The organism is Streptomyces similanensis (assembly GCF_039543625.1).
Lineage (GTDB): Bacteria > Actinomycetota > Actinomycetes > Streptomycetales > Streptomycetaceae > Streptomyces > Streptomyces similanensis.
Genome location: NZ_BAABKC010000079.1, coordinates 52,236 through 64,625, shown reverse-complemented (window position 1 = coordinate 64,625; position 12,390 = coordinate 52,236). Strand labels below are relative to the sequence as shown.

Genomic DNA, 12,390 nt, shown 5'->3' with positions numbered 1-12,390 from the left:
TGCCGACCCCGGTTGCTTACCGAGAGTCCTGCTTCAACCCAAGTGGGCTGTTACCAGGAGCTCTTGGTCACGCCCGGCAGCTCGCCACGGTGAGCCATCTCACGAAGGCACACGCGGCACAGGCCGAACTTGCGGTAGACGGAGTGCGGACGGCCGCAGCGCTGGCAGCGCGTGTAGCCACGCACACCGAACTTGGGCTTGCGAGCAGCCTTAGCGATCAGAGCCTTCTTCGCCATCTCGCTCACGCCTCCTTGAACGGGAAGCCGAGGTGACGAAGGAGCGCGCGGCCCTCAGCGTCGTTGGTCGCCGTGGTGACCACGGTGATGTCCATACCCCGGACGCGGTCGATCTTGTCCTGGTCGATCTCGTGGAACATGACCTGCTCCGTGAGACCGAAGGTGTAGTTGCCACGGCCGTCGAACTGCTTGGGGGACAGGCCGCGGAAGTCGCGGATGCGCGGCAGCGCGAGCGACAGGGTGCGGTCCAGGAACTCCCACATGCGGTCGCCACGGAGCGTGACGTGGGCACCGATCGGCTGACCCTCACGCAGCTTGAACTGCGCGATGGACTTCCGGGCCTTGGTGACCGCCGGCTTCTGGCCGGTGATCGTGGTGAGGTCGCGGATGGCGCCCTCGATCAGCTTGGAGTCGCGGGCGGCGTCGCCCACACCCATGTTGACCACGATCTTGACGAGACCGGGGATCTGCATGACGTTCTCGTACTTGAACTCGTCACGCAGCTTGCCGGCGATCTCGTCGCGGTACTTCTGCTTCAGACGCGGGGCAGTGGTGGTAGCCATCAGATGTCCTCACCCGTCCGCTTGGCAACGCGGATCTTGTTGCCGTCCTCGTCGAAGCGGTAACCGACGCGCGTGACGACCTTGTCGCCGTCCTTCTCCACGACCAGCTGGACGTTGGAGACGTGGATCGGGGCCTCGGTGGTCACGATGCCGCCGGCCTGGGAACCGCTGGCGGTCGGGCCGGCCTTGGTGTGCTTCTTGACCCGGTTGACACCCTCGACCAGGACGCGGTCCTCGCGGGGGTAGGCCGCGATGACCTTGCCCTGCTTGCCCTTGTCCTTACCGGTGATGACCTGAACCAGGTCGCCCTTCTTGATCTTCATGCTCACAGCACCTCCGGCGCGAGGGAGATGATCTTCATGAACTTCTTCTCGCGCAGCTCACGGCCCACGGGGCCGAAGATACGGGTGCCGCGAGGGTCGCCGTCGTTCTTCAGAATGACGGCGGCGTTCTCGTCGAAGCGGATGTACGAGCCGTCCGGACGGCGGCGCTCCTTGACGGTGCGAACGATGACCGCCTTGACGACGTCACCCTTCTTCACGTTGCCACCGGGGATCGCGTCCTTGACGGTGGCGACGATGACGTCACCGATACCCGCGTAGCGGCGACCGGAGCCACCGAGCACACGGATGCAAAGGATCTCCTTCGCACCAGTGTTGTCGGCGACACGCAGCCGCGACTCCTGCTGGATCACGTCTATCTCCTGTTTGTCTGCCGGTTCCCCGGGGGCCGCTCACCGAGCGGCCCCCGGAGCCTGGCGGAACTGTCCCGCGGGGGATGCCCCGCAGGAATCCTGCTTGAGCCATCCCCTTGCGGGAATTGCTTACTTGGCCTTCTCGAGGATCTCGACGACACGCCAGTGCTTGCTGGACGACAGCTTCCGGGTCTCCATCAGGAGGACGCGGTCACCGACGCCGGCGGCGTTCTGCTCGTCGTGCGCCTTGAGCTTGTTGGTACGGCGGATGACCTTGCCGTACAGCGCGTGCTTGACGCGGTCCTCGACGGCGACGACGACGGTCTTGTCCATCTTGTCGCTGACGACGTAACCCTCGCGCGTCTTGCGGGCGTTGCGCTCAGTGCTCTGCTCAGTCACGTTGTTCTCGCTCATGCGTTCTCCACCGTCTCGATGCCCAGCTCACGCTCGCGCATCAGGGTGTAGATCCGCGCGATGTCCTTGCGGACCGCCTTCAGACGGCCATGGTTCTCGAGCTGGCCCGTCGCCGCCTGGAAACGGAGGTTGAACAGCTCTTCCTTGGCCTCGCGGAGCTTGCCAAGAAGCTCCTCGTTGCCCAGCTCGCGCAGCTCGGACGCCTTGGTACCGGCCGACATCACGCTTCACCTGCCTCGCGCTTGACGATCCGGCACTTCATCGGCAGCTTGTGGGCCGCACGGGTCAGCGCCTCACGGGCGATCTTCTCGTTCGGGTAGGACAGCTCGAACATCACCCGACCCGGGTGAACGTTCGCGATCCACCACTCCGGAGAACCCTTACCGGAACCCATGCGGGTCTCGGCAGGCTTCTTCGTGAGCGGGCGGTCCGGGTAGATGTTGATCCAGACCTTGCCACCACGCTTGATGTGGCGGGTCATCGCGATACGGGCCGCCTCGATCTGGCGGTTGGTCACGTACGCCGGCGTGAGGGCCTGAATGCCGTACTCGCCGAACGCGACCGTCGTACCGCCCTTGGCCTGACCACGGCGCTTCGGGTGGTGCTGCTTGCGGTGCTTGACCCTACGGGGGATCAGCATGTCGGTCAGGCCTCCGTTCCGGTGCTCTCAGCCGGAGCGGCAGCGGCCGGAGCCTCGGCCTTGGGGGCCTCGGCGGCGGGGGCCGACTGCTGCTGCGGCTTGCGACCGCGCCGCTCGCCACCGCGGCCACCACGGGCCGGGCGGTCGGCACCGCCACGGGCCGGGCGGTTACCCGCACGGGCCGCAGCGTTCTCGGCGCGGACCTCGGCGATGTTCTTGACGTCGCCCTTGTAGATCCAGACCTTCACACCGATGCGGCCGAAGGTCGTCTTGGCCTCGAAGAAGCCGTAGTCCACGTTCGCGCGGAGCGTGTGCAGGGGCACACGGCCCTCGCGGTAGAACTCCGAGCGGGACATCTCGGCGCCGCCGAGGCGGCCGCCGCACTGGATCTTGATGCCCTTGGCGCCCGCCTTCATCGTGCCCTGCATGCTCTTGCGCATGGCACGACGGAAGGAGACACGGGAGGACAGCTGCTCGGCGACGGCCTGGGCCACCAGCTGAGCGTCCGTCTCCGGGCTCTTGACCTCGAGGATGTTCAGCTGCACCTGCTTGCCGGTGAGCTTCTCGAGGTCACCGCGGATGCGGTCGGCCTCGGCGCCACGGCGGCCGATGACGATGCCCGGACGAGCGGTGTGGATGTCCACCCGCACGCGGTCACGGGTGCGCTCGATCTCCACCTTGGAGATGCCGGCGCGCTCCATGCCGGACGTCATCATCCGACGGATGGCGACGTCTTCCTTGACGTAGTCCTTGTACAGCTTGTCGGCGTACCAACGCGACTTGAAGTCGGTGGTGATGCCGAGCCGGAACCCGTGCGGGTTTACCTTCTGGCCCATTACCGGGTTCCTTCCTTGCTGCTGACGACCACGGTGATGTGGCTGGTCCGCTTGCGGATCCGGTAGGCACGGCCCTGGGCGCGCGGACGGAACCGCTTCAGGGTCGGACCCTCGTCGACGTAGGCCTCGGAGATGAAGAGGCTGTCGGCGTCGGTGTGGTCGTAGTTGTGCGCGGCGTTGGCGATGGCGCTGTCCAGCACCTTGCCGACCGGCACGCTCGCGGCCTGCGGGGCGAAACGCAGGACCGCCTGAGCCTCCGTGGCGTCCATGCCACGGATGAGGTCCACCACGCGGCGGGCCTTCATGGGCGTGACGCGGATGTACCGCGCCTGGGCCCTGGCTTCCATGGTTGTCCCTTCAGTGTTTGTCATGATCATTCACACCCCGCTGACTAGCGGCGCTTCGACTTCCGGTCGTCCTTGACGTGACCCCGGAAGGTGCGCGTCGGCGAGAACTCGCCGAGCTTGTGGCCGACCATGGACTCGGTGACAAACACCGGGATGTGGGTCTTGCCGTTGTGCACCGCGATCGTGTGGCCCAGCATCGCCGGGACGATCATCGAGCGGCGGGACCAGGTCTTGATGACGTTCTTGGTGCCGGCTTCGTTCTGGACGTCCACCTTCTTGATGAGGTGGTCGTCGACGAAAGGCCCCTTCTTCAAGCTACGAGGCATCTCAACCCGTCCTTAGCGCTTCTTGTTCGTCTTGCGGCGGCGGACGATGTACTTGTTGCTCGCCTTCTTGGGAGCACGAGTACGACCTTCCTTCTGACCCCAGGGGCTGACCGGGTGGCGACCACCGGAGGTCTTGCCCTCACCACCACCGTGGGGGTGGTCAACCGGGTTCATCGCCACACCGCGAACGGTCGGGCGGACGCCAAGCCAGCGCTTGCGGCCGGCCTTGCCCCAGTTGATGTTGCTCTGCTCGGCGTTGCCGACCTCGCCGACCGTGGCGCGGCAGCGCTGGTCGACCAGGCGGATCTCACCGGACGGCATGCGGAGGTGGGCCATCGTGCCCTCCTTCGCGAGCAGCTGCACGGAGGCGCCGGCGGAGCGGGCGAACTTGGCACCGCCACCGGGACGGAGCTCGATCGCGTGGATCGTGGTACCGACCGGGATGTTGCGGATGGCCAGGTTGTTGCCCGGCTTGATGTCGGCCCCGGGACCGTTCTCCACGCGGTCGCCCTGCTGCAGGTTGCGCGGGGCGAGGATGTAGCGCTTCTCGCCGTCGGCGTAGTGCAGCAGCGCGATGCGCGCGGTGCGGTTGGGGTCGTACTCGATGTGCGCGACCTTCGCCGGCACGCCGTCCTTGTCGTGACGACGGAAGTCGATCACGCGGTAGGCGCGCTTGTGTCCGCCACCCTGGTGGCGAACGGTCACACGACCGGCGTTGTTACGGCCGCCCTTGCTGTGCAGGGGGCGGACCAGCGACTTCTCCGGCGTGGACCGCGTGACCTCGACGAAGTCGGCGACGCTGGAGCCACGACGGCCCGGAGTCGTCGGCTTGTACTTGCGGATACCCATTGTCTCTCAGTCCTCGGAAACTATTCCGAAATCTGGACGCTCCAGACCGCCGTCAGGCGGTCGGACCGCCGAAGATGTCGATACGGTCGCCCTCGGCGAGGGTCACGATCGCGCGCTTGGTGGCGGCGCGCTGGCCGAAGCCGCTCTTGGTGCGCTTGCGCTTGCCCTGGCGGTTGATCGTGTTGACCCCGGTGACCTTGACCTCGAAGACCGCCTGGACGGCCTGCTTGATCTGGGTCTTGTTGGCGTTCGGGTCGACGATGAACGTGTACTTGTTCTCGTCGAGGAGCGCGTAGCTCTTCTCCGAGACGACCGGCTTGAGCAGCACGTCACGGGGGTCCGTGTACGACTTGCTCAGCGGGGTCTCGACGGTGTTCTTGCCCTCGGCGGCGTGACGGCGCGCCTTGGCGACGCGCGCGGCCTTGGCGGCCTTGGCGGCCTTCGAGGCGATGGAGGGGTGACGCGTAGCCATCAGGCCTCGCTCCCTTCGGTGTCGTTGGCCTTGTTCGGGCCGGCGACGAAGGACTCGAAAGCGGCCTTGGTGAAGACCACGTCGTCCGAGACGAGAACGTCGTACGTGTTCAGCTGGCCCGGCTCCAGGATGTGGACCTGGGGCAGGTTGCGGGTGGACAGCCACGCGGCCTCGTCGGCGCGGTCGACGACCAGGAGCAGGTTCTTGCGCTCCGAGATCTTGCCGAACAGCGTCCGGGCGGCCTTCGTGGAGGCGGTCTCGCCCTCGACCACGCCGGAGACGACGTGGATGCGGTCGTGGCGGGCCCGGTCGGTGAGGGCGTGGCGCAGGGCCGCGGCCTTCATCTTCTTCGGGGTCCGCTGCGAGTAGTCGCGCGGCACGGGACCGTGCACGACGCCACCACCGGCGAACTGCGGCGCGCGGGTCGAGCCCTGACGGGCGCGGCCGGTGCCCTTCTGGCGGTACGGCTTCTTGCCACCGCCGCGGACCTCGCCACGGGTCTTGACCTTGTGCGTGCCCTGACGGGCGGCGGCCAGCTGCGCGACGACGACCTGGTGGATCAGCGGAATGCTGATCTTCTCAACGTCGAAGATCTCCGCGGGGAGCTCGACGGTACCGGCCTTCTCGCCCGCCGGCGAAAGGATGTCAACAGTGCTCATCGGTTACCTCAGGCCCCCTTGGCCGCGGTGCGGACCAGGACGAGGCCGCCGTTCGGACCGGGAACCGCGCCCTTGATGAGCAGCAGACCCTTCTCCGCGTCAACGGCGTGGACGGTCAGGTTCTGGGTGGTGACCCGCTCGTTGCCCATACGACCCGCCATGCGGAGGCCCTTGAACACGCGGCCCGGGGTGGCGCAGCCACCGATGGAACCGGGCGAGCGGTGCTTGCGCTGGGTGCCGTGTCCGGCGCCGAGGCCCTTGAAGTTGTGACGCTTCATGACACCGGCGAAGCCCTTGCCCTTGCTCTTGCCGGTCACGTCCACCTTGACGCCCGCCTCGAAGACCTCTGCGGAGATCTCCTGGCCCAGCGTGTACTCGGAGGCGTCCGCGGTGCGGATCTCGACGAGGTGGCGGCGGGGGGTGACGTCGGCCTTGGCGAAGTGGCCCTTGAGGGGCTTGTTCACCTTGCGCGGGTCGATCTCGCCGAACGCGATCTGGACGGACTCGTAGCCGTCGACGTCGTTCGTGCGGACCTGGGTGACGACGTTGGGGCCGGCCTTGACGACGGTGACCGGAACAACGCGGTTGTTCTCGTCCCACACCTGCGTCATGCCGAGCTTCTCGCCCAGGATGCCCTTGATCTGCTTAGCCATTCTCAGATCACCAGCCCTCAGAGCTTGATCTCGATGTCGACACCGGCCGGGAGGTCGAGTCGCATCAGAGAGTCAACGGTCTTGGGGGTCGGGTCGAGGATGTCGATCAGGCGCTTGTGCGTGCGCATCTCGAAGTGCTCGCGCGAGTCCTTGTACTTGTGCGGCGACTTGATGACGCAGTACACGTTCTTCTCAGTGGGCAGCGGCACCGGGCCCGCGACCGACGCACCAGTGCGGGTCACCGTCTCGACGATCTTCTTCGCCGAGGAGTCGATGACCTCGTGGTCGTAGGCCTTGAGCCGGATGCGGATCTTCTGTCCCGCCATGGCTACTTCGTAGTCCTGTCTCTTCTTACGCTCTGGAACCCGGTGCGCTTTCCGCGGTTTCCCTTGGTGCTCCGTGCTGCTCTCCGACCCACGCGGTCGGGTGTGTCGCGCTCCCGCCGACACAGATGCCCCTTGTTCGAACATCCCTGCGGGATTGCACACGGCCCTACCGGATCCGCGAGCCGGGGATCATCGAAGACCCACCGGGCGCCTGGCCGATGTCGCGCTCACACTTCCCGGAAGATTCCCGTACGTCCGCCCCAGCGCTGCCGTGAGGCAGTTAGGGCGACGAGTACTGTGGGACTCGCTTCCGGTCCCCCCGGCGGGAGGCGCGCAGCATCAACACTCGACCGAGCAACTCGGACAGTCTGCCATACGCCAGGGCGGCCTGGCCAATCGAGCGGAAGAGATTACCCCGAGAGTGACGTAGGTCAAACCGAAGGGCCCACATCGGCGCGGCCGCGCCGCGCCGGGCGGGTGCGGGGGACGCGGGGGCGCGCGACGGACGCGGGCGCGGCTAGTGACCGGGCGGGGGCGGCGTTCCCGGGGCGGAGTTGTACGGCGGCGGCGTTCCCGGGGCTGGGTTGTAGGGCGGCGGGCCGCCCCACTGCGGCTGGCCGCCCCACGGCGGAGGACCGCCCCACTGCGGGGGCCCGGCCGACGCGGCGGCGAGCCGGCGGCGGTGGCGGCCGCGCCGGACGGCGGTGACGACCACGATGGTCACCGTCGCGGCGAGCGCGGCGACGAAGCAGCCGACCCCCGCGGCGATGCCGCCGATGGTGGCCCCCACCTCGGGCGTGTCCCCGAGCGCGAACTCGGCGGGCCGCTGCGCGGTGCAGGTGAGCGCGTAGTCGCCGGTGCCGCCGGGGTTCACCTCGAAGACGCGTTCCCAGGTCCGGCCGCCCGCGGTGATGCGGAACGTGCTGTCCGGCCGGGTCATCGCCCCGGACCGCATGCCGGGGATCCGGCACTCCACGTGCCCCCGCCCGGTCTGGGAGACGTAGACCGCCTTGGTCTCCCCCTGGACGAACCGGTACGTCGCCGACTCGCCGCCGGCGAAGCTGTGGGCCGCGTCGACCGAGTCGATCGCGTCCTTCGCCGCCGTCACGAGGAGGACGCCGCCGACGCCGGCCAGGACGACTCCCAGCAGCGCGGCCACCACGTACCACAGGCGCCGGGGCCGCAGGTCCTTCGCCGGGATGCTCGGCGGCGGGGGCGGCGGAGCGCCGTAGGGCCCCCACGGGGGCGGGTTCTGTATCGCCACGGTGACGCATCGTACGGGAGGCGGGGAGCGGGGTGGCGCCGGTCAGCCGCCGGTCAGCCGCCGTCGGCCAGGGTTCCGGCTCCGGCGGGGTCGCCGGGTGCGGGGTGGGCGCAGGGAGCGGTGTGCGGGAGGGCGGTGCGGCGGGTCTCCGTCTGGGCCAGGTGCAGGGTGAGGAGGGCCTCGGTCAGGGCGGCGGCGGAGGACTCGTCCAGGGGGGCGAGGAAGTCGCGCTCCACCCGTTCGCGGGCCTGCTCGGCCTCCTCCAGGCACGCCTGGCCCGCCGGGGTGAGCGTCACCACGTTGCGGCGCCGGTCGCGGTCGCTGCGGTGCCGCTCCACGTACCCCTTGTGCTCCAGCGAGTCGATGACGGCGACCATCGTCGTGCGGTCGACGCCGAGCCGGGCGGCGATCTCCAGCTGGGACGACTGCTCCGGCGAGGCGTCGATCAGCGCCATGACGCCCAGTTCGCGCGGCGACAGGCGGAAGGGCGCGAGCACCGCCTCCATCTCGGCCGCCATCGCCATGAAGGCGTGCTTCAGGAGATAGCCCAGCCGACCGGAAAGTACATCAGGGGGACCCTCATCCTTCATGCGAGCAGCGTACACTTCACTGACCATCAGCCATACTGACGATCGGCTCCAATGACCGATCATTGGTCCGTTCGGGTCACCCGAGAACGGGACACCCGGTAGCACCGAGGTCCGCGGAACCCCTGCGGACCGGCCGGCCCCCAGGGGCGGGCGCCCCACCGCTGCGGCGCCCCACCGGCGCGGCGCCCCACCGCCGCCCGCACCCCCGTACGCACACCGCGGACCACGCACGCCACCATCACGAGCAAGGAAGTGACGTTCTCGTCATGAACGACTCTCCCCCGGCCGAGGCCATATCCACGGCTCCGGCCTCCACCGCGCACGGCACCGCCGACGCCCCCGACCCCCGCCGCTGGTGGGGTCTGGTGATCATCGCGCTGGCGCAGTTGATGGTGGTCCTCGACGCGACCATCGTGAACATCGCGCTGCCGTCCGCGCAGAAGGCCCTCGGCATGTCCGACGGCAACCGCCAGTGGGTCATCACCGCCTACACCCTCGCCTTCGGCGGCCTGCTGCTGCTCGGCGGCCGCATCGCCGACCTGGTCGGCCGCAAGCGCACCTTCATCATCGGCCTCATCGGCTTCGCGGTCGCCTCCGCGATCGGCGGCGCGGCCGACAGCCCCGCCATGCTCTTCGGCGCCCGCGCCCTGCAGGGCGTGTTCGGCGCCGTCCTCGCGCCCTCCGCGCTCTCCCTGATGACGACCACGTTCACCGACCCGCGCGAGCGCGGCAAGGCGTTCGGCATCTACGGCGCCATCGCCGGCGCCGGCGCGGCGATCGGCCTGCTGCTGGGCGGCATCCTGACCTCGTACGCGAACTGGCGCTGGTGCCTGTACGTGAACATCCCGATCGCGGCCGTCGCGGTGATCGGCGCCCTCATGCTGCTGCACGACCGCCCGGGCCACCGCGAGGCCAAGCTGGACATCCCCGGAGTGATCCTGGGCTGCGGCGGTCTGGTCGCCGTGGTCTACGGCTTCTCCGAGGCCGAGCCGCGCGGCTGGAGCGACAGCCTGGTCCTCACCCTGCTGATCGGCGGCGTGGTCCTGCTGGCGGCGTTCGTGTTCTGGCAGAGCAAGGCCAAGCACCCGCTGCTGCCGCTGCGCATCCTCGCCGACCGCAACCGCGCGGGCTGCTTCCTGACCATGGGGCTCGCCACGATCGGCATGTTCGGCCTGTTCCTGTTCATGACCTACTACTTCCAGGGCATCCTCGGATACACCCCGGTCAGGAGCGGTCTGGCGTTCCTGCCGATGTCCGCGATGATCATCCTTGGCTCCACCCAGATCTCCGCCCGGCTGCTGCCCCGCACGCCCCCGCGCCTGCTCATGGTGCCCGGCATGCTGCTCGCCGCGGCGGGTCTCGCGATCCTCACCCAGCTCGGCGTGGACTCCGCGTACGCCACCCACGTGCTGCCCGCCGAGCTGCTGCTCGGCCTCGGCATGGGCCTGACCTTCATGCCGGTCTTCTCCACCGCGACCCACGGGGTGCGGCCGCAGGACGCCGGTGTGACCTCCGCGATGGTCAACACCTCGCAGCAGGTCGGCGGTTCGCTCGGCACGGCGCTGCTGAACACCATCGCCACCTCGGCGACGAGCACGTACGTCGGCCAGCACCTGACCAACCCCGCGCAGAAGGCGCAGGTGCTGCGCGAGGGCATCGTGCACGGCTACACGCAGGCCATCTGGTGGGGTGTGGCCGCGATGCTGCTCGCCGCGGTGGCCTCCGGCGTGCTGGTCATCGCCCGGCCGTCCGGCCGCGGCGCCCCGGCGGGAGCCGCGGCCGCGCACTGAGCCCGACCGCCCCTCGGCGCACGTGTCCGCGCCCCGCCCCGGTGACTCGCCGGGACGGGGCGCGGACGTGTGTACGGGGCTACGCGGGTGTGGGTGTTGATGTGGATGTGGATGTTGATGTGGGTGTGGGTGTCAGATGACGCCCTGGGCGAGCATCGCGTCGGCGACCCGTTCGAAGCCGGCGATGTTGGCGCCGGTCACGTAGTCGCCGGAGGCGCCGTAGCGCTCGGCGGTCTCGTGGCAGGTGGTGTGGATGTCGCCCATGATGTGGGCGAGTTCCTCCTCCACCCGGGCCGGCGACCACGCGGTGCGCGCGTGGTTCTGCGCCATCTCCAGCGCACTCACCGCGACGCCGCCCGCGTTGGCCGCCTTGCCGGGGCCGAAGGCGACGCCCGCGCGCTGGAACAGGTGCACGGCCTCCGGCGTGGTGGGCATGTTCGCGCCCTCCGCCACCGCCTTCACGCCGTTGCGGACGAGGGTGGCCGCGTCGTTCTCGTCCAGCTCGTTCTGGGTGGCGGAGGGCAGCGCGACGTCGCCCGGCACGTCCCAGACCCGTCCGCCGGGCACGAACCGGGCCGAGGCCCCGCGCCGCTCGGCGTAGTCGCTGATCCGCCCGCGCTCGACCTCCTTGACCTGCTTGAGCAGGTCGACGTCGATGCCCTTGTCGTCGACGACGTACCCGCTGGAGTCGGAGCAGGTCAGCGGGTTGGCGCCGAGGGCGAGCAGCTTCTCGACGGTGTAGATGGCGACGTTGCCCGAGCCGGAGACGACCGCCGTCTGCCCCTCCAGGTCCTCGCCGCGCTCGCGCAGCATCGCCGCGGCGAACAGCACGCTGCCGTAGCCCGTCGCCTCCGGCCGGATCGCCGAGCCGCCCCAGCCGGCGCCCTTGCCGGTGAGGACGCCGGCCTCCCAGCGGTTGGTGATCCGCCGGTACTGCCCGAACAGGTAGCCGATCTCGCGCCCGCCGACGCCGATGTCACCGGCCGGCACGTCGGTGTGCTCGCCGATGTGCCGGTACAGCTCCGTCATGAACGACTGGCAGAACCGCATGATCTCCGCGTCGCTGCGCCCGTGCGGGTCGAAGTCGCTGCCGCCCTTGCCGCCGCCGATGCCGAGCCCGGTCAGCGCGTTCTTGAAGATCTGCTCGAAACCGAGGAACTTGATGATCCCGAGGTTGACGGACGGGTGGAAGCGCAGGCCGCCCTTGTACGGGCCGAGCGCGCTGTTGAACTCCACCCGGAAGCCCCGGTTGACGTGCACGTGCCCCTTGTCGTCCTGCCACGGCACCCGGAAGATGACCTGCCGCTCCGGCTCGCACAGCCGCTCGATGAGCCCCGGCTCGGCGTACTCCGGGCGCGCCGCGAGCACCGGCGCCAGCGTGTCCAGCACCTCGTGCACGGCCTGGTGGAACTCGGGCTGGGCGGGGTTGCGCCGCTCGATCTCGACGCGCAGGGCGTCGAGCCGGGTCTTGGTGGTCTTCGTGTCGTCTCGGGTCGTCACGGGGTCCCTTTCTGGCACGGCTGCTACCGGTACGTGACCGGTGGTGGGCGCTCGGCGCCGTTGCCGCGCGCAGGACGGAGCCGCTCCCGGGCCACTCGTCGGCGCGACGCGCTGAACCACCCGGGAAACGGCCGACCCCTCAGTGTTACCCCTGTGTAAACCCTGAGGCCAGCATGCAAGCACCGTTTGTCCGGACTCTGAGACTCCGGGGGGCGGGGGCGGGGGGCTGGG

Annotated in this window: 19 protein-coding genes; 1 reads left to right on the top strand and 18 read right to left on the bottom strand. The window is 69.2% G+C overall.

Annotated elements, in window-relative coordinates:
- Window positions 1-50: 50 nt before the first annotated feature.
- The 17 genes from ABEB07_RS25630 to ABEB07_RS25550 all read right to left on the bottom strand — a co-directional run bounded on the left by ABEB07_RS25630 (window position 51) and on the right by ABEB07_RS25550 (window position 8,869).
- Entirely contained in the window at window positions 51-236 is a 186-nt protein-coding gene (locus ABEB07_RS25630; protein ID WP_003948630.1) for a type Z 30S ribosomal protein S14, read from the bottom strand.
- Between the two features lie 5 nt (window positions 237-241).
- On the bottom strand, window positions 242-799 hold the full coding sequence (gene rplE, locus ABEB07_RS25625) for a 50S ribosomal protein L5 (protein ID WP_164587869.1): 558 nt from the start codon (window positions 797-799) through the stop codon (window positions 242-244).
- Window positions 799-1,122: a 50S ribosomal protein L24 gene (rplX, locus tag ABEB07_RS25620; RefSeq protein WP_164587868.1), complete on the bottom strand. Its 324-nt coding sequence runs from the start codon at window positions 1,120-1,122 to the stop codon at window positions 799-801. Before rplX ends, rplE begins: the two co-directional genes overlap by 1 nt.
- Window positions 1,123-1,124: 2 nt before the next feature.
- Window positions 1,125-1,493, bottom strand: coding sequence for a 50S ribosomal protein L14 (rplN, locus tag ABEB07_RS25615; RefSeq protein ID WP_003998823.1), 369 nt, complete (start codon window positions 1,491-1,493; stop codon window positions 1,125-1,127).
- 129 nt (window positions 1,494-1,622) lie between these two features.
- On the bottom strand, window positions 1,623-1,907 hold the full coding sequence (rpsQ, locus tag ABEB07_RS25610; protein ID WP_164587867.1) for a 30S ribosomal protein S17: 285 nt from the start codon (window positions 1,905-1,907) through the stop codon (window positions 1,623-1,625).
- On the bottom strand, window positions 1,904-2,128 hold the full coding sequence (gene rpmC, locus ABEB07_RS25605) for a 50S ribosomal protein L29 (RefSeq protein ID WP_018564811.1): 225 nt from the start codon (window positions 2,126-2,128) through the stop codon (window positions 1,904-1,906). Before rpmC ends, rpsQ begins: the two co-directional genes overlap by 4 nt.
- Window positions 2,128-2,547 (bottom strand): 50S ribosomal protein L16, encoded by a 420-nt coding sequence (rplP, locus tag ABEB07_RS25600; protein WP_004927269.1) that lies wholly within the window; start codon window positions 2,545-2,547, stop codon window positions 2,128-2,130. The genes rpmC and rplP overlap by 1 nt, the downstream gene beginning before the upstream one ends.
- A gap of 5 nt (window positions 2,548-2,552) precedes the next feature.
- Window positions 2,553-3,383: a 30S ribosomal protein S3 gene (gene rpsC / locus ABEB07_RS25595; RefSeq protein WP_164587866.1), complete on the bottom strand. Its 831-nt coding sequence runs from the start codon at window positions 3,381-3,383 to the stop codon at window positions 2,553-2,555.
- The gene (rplV, locus tag ABEB07_RS25590; protein WP_003974262.1) at window positions 3,383-3,730 is read right to left on the bottom strand and encodes a 50S ribosomal protein L22; all 348 of its coding nucleotides are present in this window, start codon (window positions 3,728-3,730) and stop codon (window positions 3,383-3,385) included. The genes rpsC and rplV overlap by 1 nt, the downstream gene beginning before the upstream one ends.
- Before the next feature lie 44 nt (window positions 3,731-3,774).
- A complete protein-coding gene (gene rpsS, locus ABEB07_RS25585) occupies window positions 3,775-4,056 on the bottom strand; it encodes a 30S ribosomal protein S19 (protein WP_003948639.1) in 282 nt (93 codons plus the stop codon).
- Between the two features lie 12 nt (window positions 4,057-4,068).
- Window positions 4,069-4,905, bottom strand: coding sequence for a 50S ribosomal protein L2 (rplB, locus tag ABEB07_RS25580; RefSeq protein ID WP_164587865.1), 837 nt, complete (start codon window positions 4,903-4,905; stop codon window positions 4,069-4,071).
- Between the two features lie 52 nt (window positions 4,906-4,957).
- Window positions 4,958-5,377 (bottom strand): 50S ribosomal protein L23, encoded by a 420-nt coding sequence (rplW, locus tag ABEB07_RS25575; RefSeq protein ID WP_164587864.1) that lies wholly within the window; start codon window positions 5,375-5,377, stop codon window positions 4,958-4,960.
- On the bottom strand, window positions 5,377-6,036 hold the full coding sequence (gene rplD, locus ABEB07_RS25570) for a 50S ribosomal protein L4 (protein ID WP_345670477.1): 660 nt from the start codon (window positions 6,034-6,036) through the stop codon (window positions 5,377-5,379). The genes rplW and rplD overlap by 1 nt, the downstream gene beginning before the upstream one ends.
- Before the next feature lie 8 nt (window positions 6,037-6,044).
- Window positions 6,045-6,689 carry a 50S ribosomal protein L3 gene (gene rplC / locus ABEB07_RS25565; protein WP_005481233.1) on the bottom strand — a complete coding sequence of 215 codons (645 nt, stop codon included), beginning with the start codon at window positions 6,687-6,689 and terminating at the stop codon, window positions 6,045-6,047.
- Window positions 6,690-6,706: 17 nt separating this feature from the next.
- A complete protein-coding gene (rpsJ, locus tag ABEB07_RS25560) occupies window positions 6,707-7,015 on the bottom strand; it encodes a 30S ribosomal protein S10 (RefSeq protein WP_003948644.1) in 309 nt (102 codons plus the stop codon).
- Window positions 7,016-7,532: 517 nt separating this feature from the next.
- A complete protein-coding gene (locus tag ABEB07_RS25555; protein WP_345670476.1) occupies window positions 7,533-8,279 on the bottom strand; it encodes a serine/arginine repetitive matrix protein 2 in 747 nt (248 codons plus the stop codon).
- 53 nt (window positions 8,280-8,332) lie between these two features.
- The gene (locus ABEB07_RS25550) at window positions 8,333-8,869 is read right to left on the bottom strand and encodes a MarR family winged helix-turn-helix transcriptional regulator (RefSeq protein WP_345670475.1); all 537 of its coding nucleotides are present in this window, start codon (window positions 8,867-8,869) and stop codon (window positions 8,333-8,335) included.
- Between the two features lie 266 nt (window positions 8,870-9,135).
- Between ABEB07_RS25550 and ABEB07_RS25545 the strand changes: the two genes are divergently transcribed.
- The gene (locus ABEB07_RS25545) at window positions 9,136-10,659 is read left to right on the top strand and encodes an MFS transporter (protein WP_345670474.1); all 1,524 of its coding nucleotides are present in this window, start codon (window positions 9,136-9,138) and stop codon (window positions 10,657-10,659) included.
- 132 nt (window positions 10,660-10,791) lie between these two features.
- Here the strand turns inward: ABEB07_RS25545 and gdhA are convergent, their stop codons facing one another.
- Window positions 10,792-12,159: an NADP-specific glutamate dehydrogenase gene (gene gdhA / locus ABEB07_RS25540; RefSeq protein ID WP_345670473.1), complete on the bottom strand. Its 1,368-nt coding sequence runs from the start codon at window positions 12,157-12,159 to the stop codon at window positions 10,792-10,794.
- Window positions 12,160-12,390 lie beyond the last annotated feature (231 nt).